Here is a 17356-nt window from a genome sequence, read left to right as displayed (position 1 = left end):
GCTGACCGTGTCGACTGCGGCAACTGCGCGGTCCGCGGTGACTGTGGTGACCGCGCCCACTGCGCCCACTGTGTGGACCGCGCGGACTGCGCCGATTGCGCCGATTGCGCCGACCGCGCTCACCGCGCTCACCACGCTCACCACGCTCACCACGCTCACCACGCTCACCACGCTCACCACGCCCACCACGCCCACCACGCCCACCACGCCCACCACGCCAGTTGCGCCAGTTGCGCCAGTTGCGCCAGTTGCGCCAGTTGCGCGGGCCGGCCGGCGGCAGCATGGACGCCCGAACCGCGAACCCCGTAAGATGCCGGCGAGGAGGCGCCGTGATGCGTTTATCGAAGCTGGACCTGAACCTGTTTGTCGTCTTCGAGGCGATCTACGACAAACGCAACCTGACGCGCGCGGCCGAGGTGCTGAATATCACCCAGCCGGCCGTCAGCAATGCGCTCGCGCGGATGCGCAAGGCGCTGAACGATCCGCTGTTCGTGAGCACGCCGGCCGGCATGAAGCCGACGCCGATGGCGGAGAACATCGTCGGCCGCGTGCGCGAGGCCTTGCAGCTGCTCGATTCCAGCGTGCACGAAGGCGACGTGTTCGATCCCGCCTCGTCCGCGCGCGTGTTCCGGCTGAGCATGAGCGATCTCAGCGAAGCGCTGGTGCTGCCGGCGCTCGGCGAGCTGCTGCAACGGCACGCACCCGGCATGCACGTGCACAGCTATCACACCGATCGCCGCGAGCTGGCCACCGCATTGGCCAACGGCTCCGTCGATCTCGCCATCGATGCGCCGCTGATCGACGATCCCTATCTGCACCAGGCGTCGGCGGAGCGCGATCGCTATGCGTGCATGGTGCGGCTCGATCATCCGTTCGCGGGGCCGGTGCTGTCGCTCGACGACTATCTCGCGATGGGCCACATCCATGTGTCGAGCCGGCGCACGGGCAGCGGCCATGTCGATGCGGAACTCGCGCGGCTCGGGCTGCGCCGCAATATCCAGATGCGCGTCCAGCACTACATGGCCGCGCCGCTCGTCGCGATGCGCAGCGATCTCGCGCTGACCGCGCCGGTCAGGCTGCTGCGCCGCTATCCGGGGCGGATCCTCGAACTGCCGTTCGAGGTGCCCGCCCTCGAATACCGGTGCTACTGGCATCGCAGCGCCGATCGGGACCAGGCCAACCAGTGGCTGCGCGAGCAGTTGATCCGGCTGTTGCGCGAGGCGGGGCCCTGAGTCTTGCGCGGGAGCGGCGGCGTACCGACACGCCGACACGCCGACACGCCGACACGCCGACACGCCGACACGCCGACACGCCGACACGCCGACACGGCGCACGGCGCACGGCGACACGGCGACACACCGATACACCGACACACATCGACACATCGACACATCGACGCCGCCCCTCCCCGCCCCGCGCCGAGGCTCAGAAGCGATGCCGGATGCCGACGGTCGCCGCCACCTGCGTGTTGGTGGACGACGCGCCCAGCCCCGTGATGCTCGCGAAGCCGAGCGGCGCGCCCGAGGGCACGCCGAACTGGTGCTGATAGACCGTCTCGGCATAGACGTCGGTGCGCTTGCTCAGCGCATAGTCGGCCATCAGCGTGACTTGATGCCACTTCGGACGATGGCCGCCGCCTGCGTCGTCGTAGCGGCCGTTGGTGAACGTATAAGCGCCCGAGAACGACACCGCCGAGGTCAGCGCATAGCGCGCGTTGACTTCGTAGTTGTCGAAGCGCAGCGAGTTCAACGCACCGGACAGCGACGACGCGGCCGTGTCGTCGAACATCGTGTGCGTCCACAGCGCGCCGATCGTCAGGCTGTCGAACGCATAGCTGCCGCCCACGCCGAACACGCGCTGGCGCGCGGCCGGGAAATTCGGCGCGTCGTTGGCCGAGAGCGCGCCGCCGTTCGTCAGGCCGCCGCGATTGAGCTGCAGATAGGCCGCGCCGAGATTGACCGGCCCGCTCGCATACGATGCGCCGAGGCTGTACGCGCGGTTGTTCGAGAAGCCGCCGGCCGCGTTGCTGAGCCCGTAGAGGCCGCCGAACTGCCAGCCCGCGAGCGTCGGGCTCGTGTATTTGAGCGCGTTGTTGATGTAAAACGAGTCGTCGATGTTGTCGTTGTCGAACGGATGCGAGGCGAGGTTGTTGCCGTCGCCGTTGTTCGCCATCGCGAGCGGGCCGAGGTAGTCGACCACGGCGTCGTACTGGCGGCCGAGCGTCAGCGTGCCGTAGCGGTCGCTTTGCAGGCCGACGTAGGCGCGCCGGCCGAACATCGAGTCCTTGTATGCCTGCGTGCCGTTGTTCAGGTTGAAGCCGCTTTCGAGGCGGAACAGCGCATGCAGGCCGCCGCCGAGATCTTCCGCGCCGCTCAGGCCGAACACCGTGTTCGACAGCAGCCCGCTGCCCTGTTGCCACGCGCTCTTGCCGGACTGGTTGTTGGTATAGGCGATGCCCGCGTCCAGCATGCCGTACAGCGTGACGCTGCTTTGCGCATGCGCGGTGACGCTGAACACGGCGAGGGAGAGGGTACCGACGACTGCTTTCTTCATGGTTTGACTTCCTGGAAATACCCGTCGCGACGGGGAAAACGATGCATGACGCGCGCAGCCGGACGCGGCCGGTCCGTTCGGGAGCGGGGCGTTCGCGGCGAATGCGCGTGTCGGATGGGTGAGCGGGCGGTCAGGGCGTCACGTGTCGCATGACGCACCCGGTATGAGCGGCGGGATCGAGCCCCGACGGCGTGCGCAACGCATGCGCAGGTGGTGCGCCGCGTTCTGTCGACGGCCGGTGGCGATGGGGTGCGGATGAGCGACGCCATGCCTGAGTGAAGCGGATTCTGCCTGGATCGAGTTCATGCATCCCCGGTCGCACCGTGCCCCGCGCCGCGGAGATCTTGTTTGAATATAGCGGCCATTCTAGAAAGTGCCGCAACGATACGGTGTATAGACTGGCCGGCTATTCGAAAAGATTGCATAAAGGCGGCTCGCGGTGCGCTTGATGGCGGTAGCCCGCTTCCCACGCGCCTTCCGCCAAACTTCCCACTATCGATGCGCGCGCATCCATTCGGCAGCGCGACCGCTTCCGCGCGCTGCCCCCGGCCCGCCGCGCGAATCCGCATTCGGCGGCGGCGCGATCGCGCCCGTGGTCTTTACAGCTTTTTTACCTCGCACGAGGAAATTGAACACCGCTTTGATGCACGCATTCCTACACTGACGCATCCCCTCCTCCCGACGAGCGAGGGGCGGCGTTCACGCGCGTCGCCGAGACGGCGGCGCGAACCTGAACGCCCGATACGGCGCGGCTCCACCGCGCGAACGCGATAACAAGGGGAAAGCGATGTTGTGGATTGCGGGAGCACTATCAATCGGGCTCTTTATCTATTTGTTCCATGCGTTGATCAAGCCCGAGCGGTATTGATCCGGCGATTCAACAGGCATTCGAAACTATCGGTGAATTTCATGAGCGATCTGCTTTTCGTGCTGGTCACGCTGGCGTTCTTCTCGTTGACGGCCGGTTTCACCACCGGCCTTGGCAGGATCTGAGCGAGCGTCGACATGTTCAATAATCTGATTCAATTCGCGATCGTCCTCGCGATCATGCTGGCCCTCGTGCCCGTGGTCGGGAAGTGGCTGGCGCATGCATTCACGAGCCCGCGCCATGCGTGGGTGGAACGACGGACCTACGCGCTGCTCGGCGTCGATCCCGACGAGGCGATGCCGTGGCAGCGCTACGGCATGGTGCTGCTGCTCAGCAACGCGGGCATGATGCTGCTCGGCTACCTGCTGCTGCGCGTCCAGGACCTGCTGCCGTTCGATGCGCTGGGGCGCGCGTCGCAGAGCCCCGACCTCGCGTTCAACACGGCCGCGTCGTTCATCACGAACACGAACTGGCAGGCCTACGCGGGCGAGAGCAGCCTGTCCAACTTCTCGCAGATGGCCGTCATCACGTTCCTGATGGTGGTCAGCGCCGCGACCGGCGTGGCGGCCGCGGGCGGTTTCATTCGCGGCCTGAGCCGCAAGAGCGCGGCCGATATCGGCAACTACTGGGTCGATTTCACGCGCGTCACCTACCGCATCCTGCTGCCGCTCAGCTTCGCGATGGCGCTCGTGTACGTCTGGCAGGGCATGCCGCAGACGCTGGCCGCCGACGCGTGGGCGACCACGCTGGAAGGCGCGCGCCAGCAGATCGTGATGGGGCCCGTCGCGAGCCTCGAATCGATCAAGCACATCGGCACCAACGGCGGCGGCTTCTTCAGCATGAACGCCGCGCATCCGTTCGAGAATCCGACGCCGCTCACCAACACGCTGCATATGCTGTGCATGCTGCTGATCCCGTCGGCGCTCACCTACGCGCTCGGCAGCATGATCGCGCGCCGGCGTCAGGGCTGGGTACTGTTGGGCGCGTTCCTCGTGATGTTCGTCGGCTTCCTCGCGCTGATCTATCAGGCCGAGCAGCACGGCAATCCGCTGCTCGCCGGCGTGGGCGTCGACCAGCAGCTGAGCGCGACCCAGCCGGGCGGCAACATGGAAGGCAAGGAGATGCGCTTCGGCATCGCGCAGACGAGCCTGTTCGCGACCGTCACGACCGCGGCGACCACCGGCTCGGTCGACGCGATGCATGACTCGCTGACGCCGTTGGGCGGCCTCGTGCCGATCGTGCAGATGATGCTGAACAACGTGTTCGGCGGCGACGGCGTCGGCTTGATCAACCTGTTCACGTTCGCGATCCTGACGGTGTTCCTCGTCGGCATGATGATCGGGCGCACGCCCGAGTTCCTCGGCAAGAAGATCGAGGCGCGCGAGATGAAGCTCGTGATGCTCGCGGTGCTCGCGCATCCGTTCAGCATCCTCGGCTTCACCGCGCTGGCCGCGCTCGTGCCCGCGACCGTGGACAGCCTCGCGAACCTCGGCCCGCACGGCTTCAGCGAGGTGCTGTACGCGTACACGTCGGGCACCGCCAACAACGGCTCCGCCTTCGCGGGCCTGAACGCGAACACGCCGTTCTTCAACACGACGATCGGGCTCGCGATGCTGATCGGCCGCTACCTGACGCTGCTGCCGATGCTCGGCGTCGCGGGGTGCCTGGCCGCGAAGAAAAGCATCCCGGAGAGCGCCGGCACGCTGTCGACCTCGACGGGCCTGTTCGCCGGGCTGCTGGTGTTCGTGATCCTGGTCGTCGGCGGTCTTACGTTCCTGCCCGCGCTTGCGCTCGGTCCGATCGTCGAGCATCTGCTGATGACGAGCGGCCAACTGTTCTGAGGAATTCATCATGGCTCATAGCAATCGCCACACGGCGGCCGTCGCCGCGCCGGCATCCGGTTCGTCGTTGATGGCCGCGACGCGCGGCCTCGTCCGGCCGGTGCTCGCCGCGTCGGTGCTGTTCATGCTCGTCACCGGGCTCGGCTATCCGCTGCTCACCACCGGCGTCGCGAACGTGCTGTTTCCCGCGCAGGCGCGCGGCAGCCTCGTCGCCCGCGACGGCCTGACGGTCGGCTCGGCGGTGATCGGGCAGTCGTTCGCGCGCGCCGGGTATTTCCATCCGCGCCCGAGCGCCACGGTCGGCACGGATCCGGCCGATGCCTCGAAGACGGTCGACCAGCCCTACAACGCGGCCGGCAGCGGCGCGAGCAACCAGGGGGCGATCAGCAAGAAGCTGCTCGGCGACGTCGCCGGGCGCGTGCGCGACTACCGCCGGCAGAACGGGCTCGCGGCCGGTACGCCGGTGCCGGCGGATGCCGTGACGGCATCGGCGTCCGGGCTCGATCCCGAGATCTCGGTCGCGAATGCGCGGCTGCAGGCGGCGCGGGTGGCCCGCGCGCGCGGCGTGGCCGACGGACAGGTGGCGGCGCTCGTCGCGCGCCTCGTCCTGCCGCGTCAGCTCGGGGTGCTCGGCGAGCCGCGCGTGCGCGTGCTCGAACTGAACCTCGCGCTCGACCGCGCGTTCGGCAAACCGGCCGGCGCACGGTAAGAGAAGGTAACCGGAGTCCATTCATGTCCCATATCGAAACCTCGATCAATCCGGCGGCCGCGCCGATCAGCGCGCTGCCGCCCATGCGCCGGAGCGCGATCCTGCGCGAGGCGTTCCGGAAACTCGCGCCGCGCGTGCAGTTGAAGAACCCCGTGATGTTCGTCGTCTATCTCGGCAGCATCGTCACCACGGTGCTGTGGCTGCAGGCGCTCGCGGGCAACGGCGACGCGCCGGCCGGCTTCATCTTCGCCGTGGCCTGCTGGCTGTGGTTCACGGTGCTGTTCGCCAACGCGGCGGAGGCGCTGGCCGAAGGGCGCGGCAAGGCGCAGGCGGAAGCACTGCGCGCGACGCGCAAGCGCGTGTACGCCAAGGTGCTCGACGAGCCGAAGCGCTACGACAGCACCAGCCACCGCGTGCCGAGCGACGAGCTGGCCGCCGGCAGCGTGGTGCTGGTCGAGGCCGGCGACACGATCCCGGCCGACGGCGACGTGATCGACGGCGTCGCGTCGGTCGACGAATCGGCGATCACGGGCGAATCCGCGCCGGTGATCCGCGAGTCGGGCGGCGATTTCTCGTCGGTCACGGGCGGCACGCGCGTGCTGTCCGACTGGATCATCGTGAAGATCACCGCGAACCCCGGCGAGGCGTTCCTCGACCGCATGATCGCGATGGTCGAGGGCGCGAAGCGCGGCAAGACGCCGAACGAGATCGCGCTGTCGATCCTGCTGGTGGCGCTGACGATCATCTTCCTGCTGGTCTGCGTGACGCTGCTGCCGTTCTCGCGCTTCAGCGCGCTCCTGAACGCCTCGGGCGCGACGGTGAGCCTGACCGTGCTGATCGCGCTGCTGGTGTGCCTGATCCCGACCACGATCGGCGCGCTGCTGTCGGCGATCGGCATCGCGGGGATGAGCCGCATGATGCGCGCGAACGTGCTCGCGACCTCGGGCCGCGCGATCGAGGCGGCGGGCGACGTCGACGTGCTGCTGCTCGACAAGACCGGCACGATCACGCTCGGCAACCGCGAGGCCGTGCATTTCAAGCCCGCGCCCGGCGTGACCGAGCGCACGCTGGCCGAGGCCGCGCTGCTGTCGTCGCTGGCCGACGGGACGCCCGAGGGGCGCTCGATCGTCGCGCTCGCGAAGCAGCGTTTCGCGCTGCAGGCGACGGCGATCGACGGCGCGGTGACGGTGCCGTTCAGCGCGCGCACGCGCATGAGCGGGCTCGATGTCGGCGCGCGCCAGGTGCGCAAGGGCGCGGCGTCGGCGATCCGCGCGCATGTGGGCGCGTTCGGCATCGGTTTCCCGCATGAGGTCGAGACGACCGTCAACGACATCGCGCGGCGCGGCGGCACGCCGCTCGTGGTGGCCGACGGCGCCAAGGTGCTCGGCGCGATCGAGCTCAAGGACATCGTCAAGCACGGGATCGCCGCGCGCTTCGCGGAATTGCGCAAGGTGGGCGTGAAGACCGTGATGATCACGGGCGACAACCGCCTGACCGCCGCGGCGATCGCGGCCGAGGCCGGGGTCGACGACTTCCTCGCGGAAGCGACGCCCGAGGACAAGCTGCGGCTCATCCGCGAGCATCAGGCGAAGGGCCATCTGGTCGCGATGACGGGCGACGGCACCAACGACGCCCCGGCGCTGGCCCAGGCCGACGTGGCCGTGGCGATGCACAGCGGCACGCAGGCGGCCAAGGAGGCGGCCAACATGGTCGACCTGGACAGCAATCCGACCAAGCTGATGCAGGTCGTCGAGGTCGGCAAGCAGATGATCATGACGCGCGGCGCGCTCACGACCTTCAGCGTGGCCAACGATCTCGCGAAGTACTTCGCGATCATCCCGGCCGCGTTCGTGGCGACTTATCCGGCGCTCGGCGCGCTGAACGTGATGGGGCTGCACAGCCCGACGTCGGCGATCCTGGCGGCGGTGATCTTCAACGCGCTGATCATCGTCGCGCTGATCCCGCTCGCGCTGAAGGGGGTGAAGTACCGGGCCGAGCCGGCCGAGAAGCTGCTGTGGCGCAATCTGTTGATCTACGGCGTGGGCGGTATCATCGCGCCCTTCATCGGCATCAAGCTCATCGATATGCTGCTGACGCCGTTCGTCTGACCGTCCGGAACCGCGTATGAACGTGAACGCCGTTGCATGGAGGACCGGCGCGCGCGCGCCGGCCACGAGGACAGCCGCCTGCGCGCCGCCCTGCGCGCGTGTGCGGGCCTGGCGGACCGGATCGCGGGCGCGGGCCCCGAGGTCTGGCCCGCGCGCTACGTGCGCCCGCGCACCCATGCATGGCTGTCGCGGCATGCGCTGCCGCTGTTGTGGGCCACGCTCGTGTGCGCGGTCGCGACGATCGCGGCGAGCGCGCTGCTGCGCGTGTTCGACCTGTCGAACGTCGTGATGCTGTTCCTGATGACGGTCGTGCTGATCGCGTTGCGGCTCGGCCGCCTGGCGGGCGCGTGGGCCGCGCTGGTCTGCGTCGCCTGCTTCGATTTCTTCTTCGTCGAGCCGCGCCTGTCGTTCGCGGTGTCCGACACGCAATACGTGTTCACCTTCGCGCTGATGCTCGCGGTGGCGCTCGCGATCGGCCAGCTCGCGGCGCGCCTGCGCGCCGAGGCGCGCGCCGCGCGGGCCAACGAGATGCGTTCGGCGGCGCTGGCGCGCGTCGCGCATGACCTGACGGGGGCGATCGAGATCGAGCAGATCGCGGCGGTGTGCACCGGCACCATCGCGCCGCTGCTCGGCGTGCACGTCGCGCTGGTGCTGCCCGACGCCGACGACCGGCTGACGCCGCCGCGCGAGGCGTGGTTCGTCGATCCGGCGGCGGCGCGCTGGGTCTACGACCACGCGCGCGGCGCAGGGCGCGGCATGCCCGCGTTCGAGCGCTCGGTCGCGTTGTACCTGCCGTTGCAAGCGCCGATGCGCGTGCGCGGCGTGCTCGCGTTGCTCGCCGATGCGCAGCCGATCCCGATGGCTCCCGACGACCGGCGCCTGCTCGATGCGCTGTGCTCGTCGATCGCGATGGCGCTGGAGCGCGTGCACTACGTGGGCGTCGCGCAGCAGACGCTCGTCAAGATGGAAGGCGAGCGGCTGCGCCATGCACTGCTGGCCGCGGTGTCGCATGACCTGAAGACGCCGCTGACCGCGATCCGCGGGCTGGCGGAGACGCTCGAATGGCCGGAGCGACTGGCGCGGGGGCAGGCGTCGGGGCTCGCGCGCGGCATCCGCAACCAGGCCGAGGCGCTGCACGGGCTGGTCGTGAACCTGCTCGACCTCGCGCGCATGCAAAGCGAGGGCGTGCGGCTGAACCGCGAGTGGCACATGCTCGACGAGATCGTCGGCAGCGCGCTCGCGCAAGGGGCCGGCGTGCTGGCCGGGCGCGACGTGAAGGCGGATCTGCCGGCCGACCTGCCGCTGATCGACGTCGACGCGCTGCTGATCGAACGCGTGCTGATGAATCTGTTCGACAACGCCGCCAAGTATGCGGGCGCGGACGCGTCGGTCGCGGTGCGCGCGCGGGTGGCCGACGAGACCATCGTGCTGTGCGTCGAGGACGACGGGCCCGGCTTCGCGGCGCGCGACGCGGAGCGGCTGTTCGAACCGTTCGAGCGCGGCCGGCGGGAGTCGTCGATTTCCGGCGTGGGGCTCGGCCTCGCGCTGTGCAGGAGCATCGTGGCCGCGCATGGCGGGTCGATCCGCGCGCTGCCGCTCGAACCGCACGGCGCGCGTTTCGAGATCCGCCTGCCGCTGGGCACGCCACCCGCCGTCGAAGCGGAGAGCCGGACATGATCAAATCGCGCGTGCTCCTCGTCGAGGACGAGGCGGACATCCGGCGCTTCGTCAGGATGGCGCTGGAACAGGAGGGGCTCGACACCTGCGAGGCGTCGACGGCGCGCGAGGCGCGCCTGTATGCGGCGAGCAGCAAGCCCGATCTCGTGATCGTCGATCTCGGCCTGCCCGACGACGACGGCAAGACTTTCATCCGCGAGTTGCGCGACTGGTCGGCGGTGCCCGTGATCGTGCTGTCGGCGCGGCAGCAGGAAGTGGAGAAGGTCGCCGCGCTCGACGCGGGCGCGGACGACTATCTGGCGAAGCCGTTCGGCGTGCCCGAGCTGCTCGCGCGCGCACGGGCGCAGCTGCGGCGGGCGGCGAGCGTGTCGAGCGACGGACAGTCGTCGTCGGTCGTGCGGTTCGGGGAGGTGGTGGTCGATCTGGGCAGGCATGCGGTGACGCGGGGCGGCGAGCCGGTGCATCTGACGCGGCTCGAATTCCGCCTGCTCGCCGCGCTGATTCGCGGGCAGGGCGGGGTGATCGCCGCGCGGCAGCTGCTGGCCGAGGTGTGGGGCGTTCATGACGCGGAACGCGTGCATTACGTCCGGGTGTACATGACGAACCTGCGGCAGAAGCTTGAGGCGGCGCCGACGCGGCCCCGGCATCTGCTCACCGAGCTGCAGTTCGGGTATCGGCTGGTCGGGTTGGAGGCGGTGGCGGGGAGAGGTTGCTGCGTGGTGGGAGAGTGAGGTGAGTGGCATTCATGGCGATGGCGATCAAGCGCGCGTGAGCAGCAATGCGCGACTCATTTCTCCGATCGGCATCGTGATGATGGAATTCAGCAGACGGGCTTCTCCCGCATCGGGTTGTGCGATATCCCAAACTTCATCGCGGGTTGCATTGAGCATGCGGTCGAGCGGGTCGAGGAAGCGTCGTAGTTCGATTTCTGCGGCCTTGGATTTAAGACCCAGGGTATTGCCGAAAGCGACGATCGCAGCCATGTCGATCTCGGAGAACCGCATTGCATGACCGAGCGGCATAGTGAGTTCGCAATGCGGCCAATGGTCATGAGGGGGGTCGGGCCGATAGGTCGGTGAGTGATACACCACGGTACTGACGATATCGTAGAAGGGGGTGAGGCGATACCCGCGTGTGTTCACGAAGAACGATAGGTTCTTCAAATGCGCATCGCCATTGCCGACCAGAACGTTGAAGACGGTCCACCGGAAAATCGACAGACGTGTCAGCGCGCGTGTGCTGGTCTTTTCGATTGCGCGACCGATCTGTTCGGCGTTCGTTCTCTCGTACTTGATTTCGCTGTCGTAGTTGAGCAGTTGCATCGCATCGATCGTATGTAATCGTGTTGGCGGCGTCTGCGTCGTGTCCCGATCGAATCGATCGATGATGTAGCACGCCGATGGCGCACGAAGAAAATGAACCTCGGGAACGTCGAGCCCCATTCGCTTCGCGAGCTTCATGCAGAAGAACTCGTTGATCGCCGAGTGCGGGTAGCCGGCGGCTCGCATATCGGGTTTGAGCAGATGCATGGATGGCTCGCTGCCTTCCGGCTCGAAGAGCGCGTAGTTCGGCGCTGCGCCGTCGAGAATCAGCAGCAGCTTTTGCTGCGCACCGGCTGCCGACATGCGCTTGGGGGCGGTCACGCTTAGCGGACGCTCAGGCATTGCCTGGATGCGCCGCTCGAGGTCTTCGAGAGTAAGTGGTCTCATCCCGCCATTTGCTTCTTGTTCGCCTTCCGGCAACAGCGTCAGCGCGCCGGCCGATTCACGACCGAAGTAAGCGAGCAAACCCCATGCGTCTGCGTAATCGAGCCGCGCATCGCGTGCAATCGCAGTGCGCATGCCTCGTTCCGGAAGCAGATTGTCGAAGAACCATTGCACGGGGCGATCACTTGAACGATCGACGAAGGGTTCCGGGCGCAGCGTGAAGGTGGGCGAGAGGGCATAGGCGTTCTCGAAATCGAGCCACTGTGCATCGTAGGTGAAGGACCAGATGCCGTTCTCGTCAGTGAGTGAGCCCATGCGCAGACCGTTGGCATAAGCAATCAGTGTTCTAGCTGCCACGGCTGCTCCTGCGACGTTGCGAAGCCTTGATCACAGTCTCGTTGGCGATTGCCACGGAAGACTGTGAGAAAAGACGAATGCCGAGTTCGTTCAGCAGGAAGATGACCTTGCCGATCTGTGCGGTCGGTTTGCCCGCTTCGACCTGGCTGATGAACTTTGGCGAGAGTCCCGTGGCGCTTGCCAATTCATCCCGGGTCATGTCCTGCTCGAGCCTGACCGCGCGAATCAGGTTTCCAAGATCCCACGTTGAGTTGACGGGTGCGTTGTCTGGCATTGCCCACCTCGCTTCGTATCCGATCGGGAACAGTATCGCATATTCGATGACTGGAAAGATGCTTCGTATTCGATCGGAAACGAAAGCAATCGATCGGAATTAAATTTTCCTTTTCCGTACCTGATCGTATACGGGATGACGCTTGAAAAATGGCTTGACCGCCAAGCAGGAAGCACTTTTCCTGCCACGCGCTCAACCCTCGCGCGCCGCCTCGACCATCCGCGCCATCAGCACCCGCACCTGCGGCGGCATCTCCTTGCGCGAACTCACGAAGTAATACTGCAGCGGGCTGACGACCGCGCGCGGGCTGAGCCGCACGAGCCCGCTGCGCCGCAGATGGGCCTCGGCGAGCGGGGTGCGCGCGAGCGCGATGCCGAGCCCGGCTTCGGCGGCGGCGAGCACGACGGTGTAGTCCTCGAAGCGGCGGTCCTGCTGCCGCTGCTTGAGCTGGATGCCGCACGGCGCGAACCACGCGCGCCAGCCCGACAGATCGGAGTCGTGCAGCAGCGGGTGCGCGAGCAGGTCCGCGTCCGTCGCGCCGGCCAGACGCTGCGCCAGTTCGCGGCTGGCCACCGGGTACAGCGTCTCCTCCAGGAACGGCTCGGCGTGTATGCCCGGCCACGCGCCTTGCCCGTAGCGGATCGCCAGATCCGCCTCGCCGGCGTCGACGTCCACGTTGCGCGTCTCGATCTGCAACTGGATCCGCAGGCGCGGTTCGCCCTGCTCCAGCCCGGCCAGCCGCGCGAGCAGCCACAGCTTCGCGAACGACGGCAGCACGCTCAGGCGCACGACCTCGGCGCCGCGCTGCGCGCGCCATTGGTCGGCGGCGCGGTCGATGATCGCGAAGGCCTGTTCGAGCCGCGCGACGAAGCGCTGGCCGTCGGGCGTCAGCCGCACCCCGCGGCCGTGCCGCTCGAACAGCGGGAAACCGAGCCAGTTCTCGATCGAGGCGACGCGCCGGCTGATCGCGCTGTGCGTGAGGCCGGCCGCCTCGGCGGCCGCGCTGAGCGAGCCTTCATGGGCGACGATGCAAACCGTTTCGAGGTTCGCGAGCGGCGGACGTGCCGCCAAGCTGTGCTTCATGATCACATCTCACTGGCGATTTGCGCGCTAGCTTAACATCTCGCGCACTGCGATGATGGCCGCATGAATACCTCGATCTCGTCCCGTTCCCCGTCCGCGCCGTTGATTCCCGCACTTGCCGTCGCCGTCACGGTGATCTCGTGGGCCAGCGCCTTTCCCTTCATCCGCATCGGCCTGCAGGGCCTGTCGCCGCTGCAGCTCGCGGCGCTGCGCTTCGCGACGGCCGCCGTGCTGATCGTCGTGTGGCTCGCGGCCCGGCGGCCGCGCCTGCCGAGCGCGCGCGACGCGCTGCGCTTCCTGCTGTGCGGCGCGATCGGCATCGCGCTGTACAACGCGTTGCTGAATACCGGCGAAAAGACCGTCAGCGCCGGCGCGGCGAGTTTCATCGCCTCGACCCTGCCGATCTTCACCGCGCTGCTCGCCACGGTGTTCCTGGGCGAACGCTTCAATCGCCGGGGCTGGGCCGGCTCGCTGTTCAGCCTCGGCGGCGTGGCCGTGATCGCCGTGGGCCAGCCGGGCGGGCTCGTGCTCGGCGCGGGCGCAAGCCTGATCCTGGCCGCCGCGCTGTGCAGCGCCGTCTATTTCGTGCTGCAAAAACCGCTGATCCCGGTGTATGGCGCGCTGCCGTGCGCCGGCTATACGTTGCTCGCCGGCGCGGTGTGGCTGTCGCCGTGGTTGCCGGGCGCGCTGGCATCGGCCGCGACGGCGAGTGCCTCGACGGTGGCCGCCGCGCTGATGCTCGGCGTGTTTCCGGCGGCGATCGGCTACGCGACCTGGACCTTCGCGCTCGGCCATTTCGGCGCGGCGCGCGCCGCGAACTTCCTGTACCTCGTGCCGGCCATCGCGACCAGCCTGTCGATCGTGCTGACGGGCGAGCGGCCCGGGCTCGCGACGCTCGTGGGCGGCCTGATGGTGATGGCGGGCGTGGTGTGCGTCGCCGTGCGCGGACGGGTGTGAAGCGGGGGCGGCGCGAGCGGCGTGTGTCGCGTCCGGGTTACACCGGGAGGCGCAGGATCGGCACGCGGCGCCCGGGAATACGCGTCGATTCGCGCTCGCCGATCGGCTCCGCGCCTAGCGAAAGATAGAACGGCACGGCGTGCGGATCAGCCTCGATCACGAAACTGCCGATGCCCTGAGCCGCCGCGCCTTCGCGCAGCGCCGCCCATAACGCGCGGGCCACGCCCTGGCCCATGTGGTCCGGATGCACGAACAGCCATCCGGGCGTCAATTGATCGGTATCGCGCACGGTCCTCACCCAGAAGCCGATGATGAAGCCGTCGCGCTCGGCGACGTAGGCGAGCGCGTGTTCGATCGTGTCCGGCGAGATCGTCAGGTCGGCTTGCCACAGATCGAGCCACGCGTCCGGATAGCCCCAGTGCGCCTTCGACAGGCGCGCGAGCGCCGTGAGCGTCTCCGCGTCCGTCGGACGGGCTGCGCGTACGGTGAACGTGGCGGACATGAGGTCTCCTTTCCGGTCGGGCGTGGCGGGCGCGCGCGCCACGCTGCGAGTGCGCCGTGCGACGCGTGTGCGTGTCGGCGGCGTGGATAAGCTGCGCGCGGAGCGTCGCGGGTTCGGCAGCGTGGCAGGTGGCGTCGGCGCGCGACGCGTCATACATGGTACGACGTGTCCTCATGGCGCAGGGGCGGGTTCATCGAACCCGCGCGGCACGAGGTTTGCTCGTATCAAGACTACGATGCGCCGGACTTCGCGTCAGGCGTTCCACCCGACGATCAAGGAGGAGCCATGTTGAGTCCGCATGAAGTGGCCGCGCTTATCCTGATTCACCAGGCGCCGGCCGAGATTTCCAACGATCGCGACGAGGTCCGCGTGCTGCTCGAACGGCGGCTCGTCTCCGTCGAACGCGGCAGTGGTGCGCCGGCGCCCGTGCTGACGCGCGATGGGCTGTCGCTGCTGCGCTGCGTGCGCGGGGTGCGGGATGCCGACGATCGGATGTGAGCGATGCGGCACGCCGCTTGCTGGCGCCATGTCGGCAGACAACTTCGGAGGTGCTATGTGTAAGGACGCTTTCCAGCCCGCATGGCGGGCGCTTCTGATCACCGCGATGGCGGCGGGTGTCGCGCTGGCGACGGGTTGTTCGAAGCGGGACGAGAACAGCGAATCGAGTTCGGCGCAGGGGCCGGCCGCGATGGCCCCGGGGTCGGCGGCCGCGCCCGCGGACAACGGCGCGGCGGCGAGCTTGCCCGGCGGCGCGAGCGCGCCTGCCGCTTCGAGCGACGCGGGTGCGAGTGGCGGGTGAATCGATCGGGCGGCGCGGGGCAAGGGGCCGCATCTTGAACCCTGACGGCAAGCCGGCCGGCCGTGGCGCATCGCGCGGGAGGGCCTGGGCCTGCTTCCGGACCGGGTAACGCTCGGCGAACGCGAGAGTTGGCGGGCGCGCGGCGTTCGCCGGCACGCCTCCCGAAGGTCGTGCTCGCGAGACACTGCGTCCGCCGAGCGCGCAGTGCCGGTCGGCGGCGTGGTCAACGCGAACATGCGCGGGCGGACGGCGACGCGTGGTTTGCGCGTCACGCGGATCCGTCGCGCAACGTATGAGGGGATCCGGATGACGAATCGTCGCGCGTGTAAAAACTATCCACGGTGTGTCATTTCGCATCGATCGAGAGCGGTCCGCGAACACGCGCTCGCGGCCGACGATGCGTGGTTGGCGCGTCAAGCGGATCCATCGCGCAACGCATGAGAGGATCCGGATGACGAATCGTCGCGCGTGTAAAAACCATCCACGGTGTGTCATTTCGCATCGATCGAGAGCGACCCGCGAACACGCGCTCGCGGCCGACGATGCGTGGTTTGCGCGTCAAGCGGATCCATCGCGCAACGCATGAGGGGATCCGGATGACGAATCGTCGCGCGTGTAAAAACCATCCGCTGCGTGTCATTTCGCATCGGTCGAGAGCGGTCCGCGTCTCGCACCCGGTGGCTCGTGCATATTCTGCTGCCGCTGCCGCACCTCCAACGCGCACGGCATCAAATCGCCGAAGCATCAGCGCATCAAGCCCCCGGCTCGCTGTCCCCCGGCTCCCGCATCAGCGCGAGCCGGTTGTACAGCGTCTTGAGGCTGATCCCGAGCGCCTTCGCGGTGCGCTGCTTGTTGCCGTCGAAATGATTCAGCGACGCGGCGATGAAGCGCTGCTGGACATGCGCGAGCGTCGCGCCGATCGGCAGGATCATCGCGTTCTTGCGGATCTCGATGCGCGGCGGCAGGCGCGGGGGCGGCATGACCTCGATCTGCTCGTTCGCGAGGATGTAGGCCCGCTCGATGGTGTTGCGCAACTCGCGGACGTTGCCCGGCCACGGATAGCCGCGCAGGCTTTTCAGCGCCTGCGGCGACAGCCGCTTGCGCGTGTGGTGACGCGCGTTCAACCCGTCGACGAAATCGCGCGCGATGTGCTCGATGTCGTCCTCGCGCTGGCGCAGCGCCGGGATGCGCAGCGCGAACACGGCGATGCGATAGAACAGGTCCTCGCGCAGCCGGCCGTCGCGGACCGACTCGCCGGGATCGTGATGGGTCGCGGCGACGATGCGCACGTCGAGCGGAATCGCCGCGGTGCCGCCGACGCGCGTGATCGCGTTCGCTTCGAGCGCGCGCAGCAGCTTGACCTGCAATGCGCGCGGCATCTCCGCGATTTCATCGAGGAAGATCGTGCCGCCGCGCGCGGCCTCGAAAAAGCCGATGTGTTGCGCGACGGCGCCCGTGAAGCTGCCTTTCTCGTGGCCGAACAGCTGCGACTCGGCGAGTTCGGGCGGAATCGCGCCGCAGTTGACCGGCACGAACGGTGCGTCGCGACGCGGGCTCAGGTCGTGCACGAGCCGCGCGGCAAGATCCTTGCCGACGCCGCTTTCGCCGACGATCAGGACACTGGCGCGGGTGGCCGATATCTTTTCCAGTTTGCCCATCAACGTTTGCATCGAATACGAATTGCCCAACAGCCGCCGGCTGTCGTTGATCTGTTTCGACATGGATCGCTCGCTGTGCGGGAGGCCGCGGGTGGCATGCGCCGCAGTGTCCGCGCAAGAAGGGGGATGCTTGATGATTGCTCAGTACTGACAAGCGTAGCGGATTCGTTCTTCAAATGAATTAAATCTCGCAATGCACCGCACACGGTCGGATAGGAATATTCGATCGAACGTTTCGGCCGGTGCACGGTTCCTATAGTGATG

At 67.8% G+C, this 17356-nt stretch carries 16 protein-coding genes; 10 read left to right on the top strand and 6 right to left on the bottom strand.

The features are described from left to right. Positions 1 to 332: 332 nt before the first annotated feature. Positions 333 to 1232, top strand: a complete 900-nt coding sequence (locus Bsp3421_RS04315) for a LysR family transcriptional regulator (protein WP_273997108.1) — start codon at positions 333 to 335, stop codon at positions 1230 to 1232. Positions 1233 to 1425: 193 nt separating this feature from the next. On the opposite strand, the gene Bsp3421_RS04310 is transcribed toward Bsp3421_RS04315, so the two are convergent. Beyond that, entirely contained in the window at positions 1426 to 2553 is a 1128-nt protein-coding gene (locus Bsp3421_RS04310) for a porin (protein WP_273997107.1), read from the bottom strand. A 787-nt stretch (positions 2554 to 3340) separates the two neighbouring features. Here Bsp3421_RS04310 and kdpF point away from each other — a divergent pair. The 6 genes from kdpF to Bsp3421_RS04285 all read left to right on the top strand — a co-directional run bounded on the left by kdpF (position 3341) and on the right by Bsp3421_RS04285 (position 10487). Further along, positions 3341 to 3421 carry a K(+)-transporting ATPase subunit F gene (gene kdpF / locus Bsp3421_RS34240; RefSeq protein WP_443111487.1) on the top strand — a complete coding sequence of 27 codons (81 nt, stop codon included), beginning with the start codon at positions 3341 to 3343 and terminating at the stop codon, positions 3419 to 3421. 137 nt (positions 3422 to 3558) lie between these two features. Continuing rightward, positions 3559 to 5262: a potassium-transporting ATPase subunit KdpA gene (gene kdpA / locus Bsp3421_RS04305; RefSeq protein WP_273997106.1), complete on the top strand. Its 1704-nt coding sequence runs from the start codon at positions 3559 to 3561 to the stop codon at positions 5260 to 5262. Positions 5263 to 5272: 10 nt separating this feature from the next. After that, positions 5273 to 5971, top strand: coding sequence for a potassium-transporting ATPase subunit KdpC (gene kdpC / locus Bsp3421_RS04300; RefSeq protein WP_273997105.1), 699 nt, complete (start codon positions 5273 to 5275; stop codon positions 5969 to 5971). A 23-nt stretch (positions 5972 to 5994) separates the two neighbouring features. Further along, positions 5995 to 8079 (top strand): potassium-transporting ATPase subunit KdpB, encoded by a 2085-nt coding sequence (gene kdpB / locus Bsp3421_RS04295; protein WP_443111467.1) that lies wholly within the window; start codon positions 5995 to 5997, stop codon positions 8077 to 8079. 36 nt (positions 8080 to 8115) lie between these two features. Continuing rightward, positions 8116 to 9756 (top strand): DUF4118 domain-containing protein, encoded by a 1641-nt coding sequence (locus Bsp3421_RS04290; protein ID WP_273997104.1) that lies wholly within the window; start codon positions 8116 to 8118, stop codon positions 9754 to 9756. Continuing rightward, positions 9753 to 10487: a response regulator gene (locus Bsp3421_RS04285; RefSeq protein WP_273997103.1), complete on the top strand. Its 735-nt coding sequence runs from the start codon at positions 9753 to 9755 to the stop codon at positions 10485 to 10487. Before Bsp3421_RS04290 ends, Bsp3421_RS04285 begins: the two co-directional genes overlap by 4 nt. Positions 10488 to 10514: 27 nt before the next feature. Here the strand turns inward: Bsp3421_RS04285 and Bsp3421_RS04280 are convergent, their stop codons facing one another. The 3 genes from Bsp3421_RS04280 to Bsp3421_RS04270 all read right to left on the bottom strand — a co-directional run bounded on the left by Bsp3421_RS04280 (position 10515) and on the right by Bsp3421_RS04270 (position 13176). After that, positions 10515 to 11819: a HipA domain-containing protein gene (locus Bsp3421_RS04280; protein WP_273997102.1), complete on the bottom strand. Its 1305-nt coding sequence runs from the start codon at positions 11817 to 11819 to the stop codon at positions 10515 to 10517. Beyond that, positions 11809 to 12093 (bottom strand): helix-turn-helix domain-containing protein, encoded by a 285-nt coding sequence (locus Bsp3421_RS04275; protein WP_273997101.1) that lies wholly within the window; start codon positions 12091 to 12093, stop codon positions 11809 to 11811. Before Bsp3421_RS04275 ends, Bsp3421_RS04280 begins: the two co-directional genes overlap by 11 nt. A 192-nt stretch (positions 12094 to 12285) precedes the next feature. Further along, complete coding sequence (locus Bsp3421_RS04270; RefSeq protein ID WP_273997100.1) at positions 12286 to 13176, bottom strand: LysR substrate-binding domain-containing protein; 891 nt, start codon at positions 13174 to 13176, stop codon at positions 12286 to 12288. Between the two features lie 63 nt (positions 13177 to 13239). On the opposite strand from Bsp3421_RS04270, the gene Bsp3421_RS04265 reads away from it, so the two are divergent. Continuing rightward, entirely contained in the window at positions 13240 to 14133 is an 894-nt protein-coding gene (locus tag Bsp3421_RS04265) for a DMT family transporter (RefSeq protein WP_273997099.1), read from the top strand. Between the two features lie 37 nt (positions 14134 to 14170). Here Bsp3421_RS04265 and Bsp3421_RS04260 read toward each other — a convergent pair whose 3' ends face one another. Next, the gene (locus Bsp3421_RS04260; RefSeq protein ID WP_273997098.1) at positions 14171 to 14635 is read right to left on the bottom strand and encodes a GNAT family N-acetyltransferase; all 465 of its coding nucleotides are present in this window, start codon (positions 14633 to 14635) and stop codon (positions 14171 to 14173) included. A 285-nt stretch (positions 14636 to 14920) separates the two neighbouring features. Here Bsp3421_RS04260 and Bsp3421_RS04255 point away from each other — a divergent pair, with 285 nt between their 5' ends. Beyond that, positions 14921 to 15133: a hypothetical protein gene (locus Bsp3421_RS04255; RefSeq protein WP_273997097.1), complete on the top strand. Its 213-nt coding sequence runs from the start codon at positions 14921 to 14923 to the stop codon at positions 15131 to 15133. A 55-nt stretch (positions 15134 to 15188) separates the two neighbouring features. Further along, on the top strand, positions 15189 to 15434 hold the full coding sequence (locus Bsp3421_RS04250; protein WP_273997096.1) for a hypothetical protein: 246 nt from the start codon (positions 15189 to 15191) through the stop codon (positions 15432 to 15434). A 752-nt stretch (positions 15435 to 16186) separates the two neighbouring features. Here Bsp3421_RS04250 and Bsp3421_RS04245 read toward each other — a convergent pair. Further along, the gene (locus Bsp3421_RS04245; protein ID WP_273997095.1) at positions 16187 to 17155 is read right to left on the bottom strand and encodes a sigma-54 interaction domain-containing protein; all 969 of its coding nucleotides are present in this window, start codon (positions 17153 to 17155) and stop codon (positions 16187 to 16189) included. Positions 17156 to 17356: the final 201 nt, after the last annotated feature.

It is taken from the genome of Burkholderia sp. FERM BP-3421 (assembly GCF_028657905.1).
Classification (GTDB): Bacteria; Pseudomonadota; Gammaproteobacteria; order Burkholderiales; family Burkholderiaceae; genus Burkholderia.
Note: the sequence above shows the minus strand (reverse complement) of the source record. Positions and strands in the feature narration are given on the sequence as shown.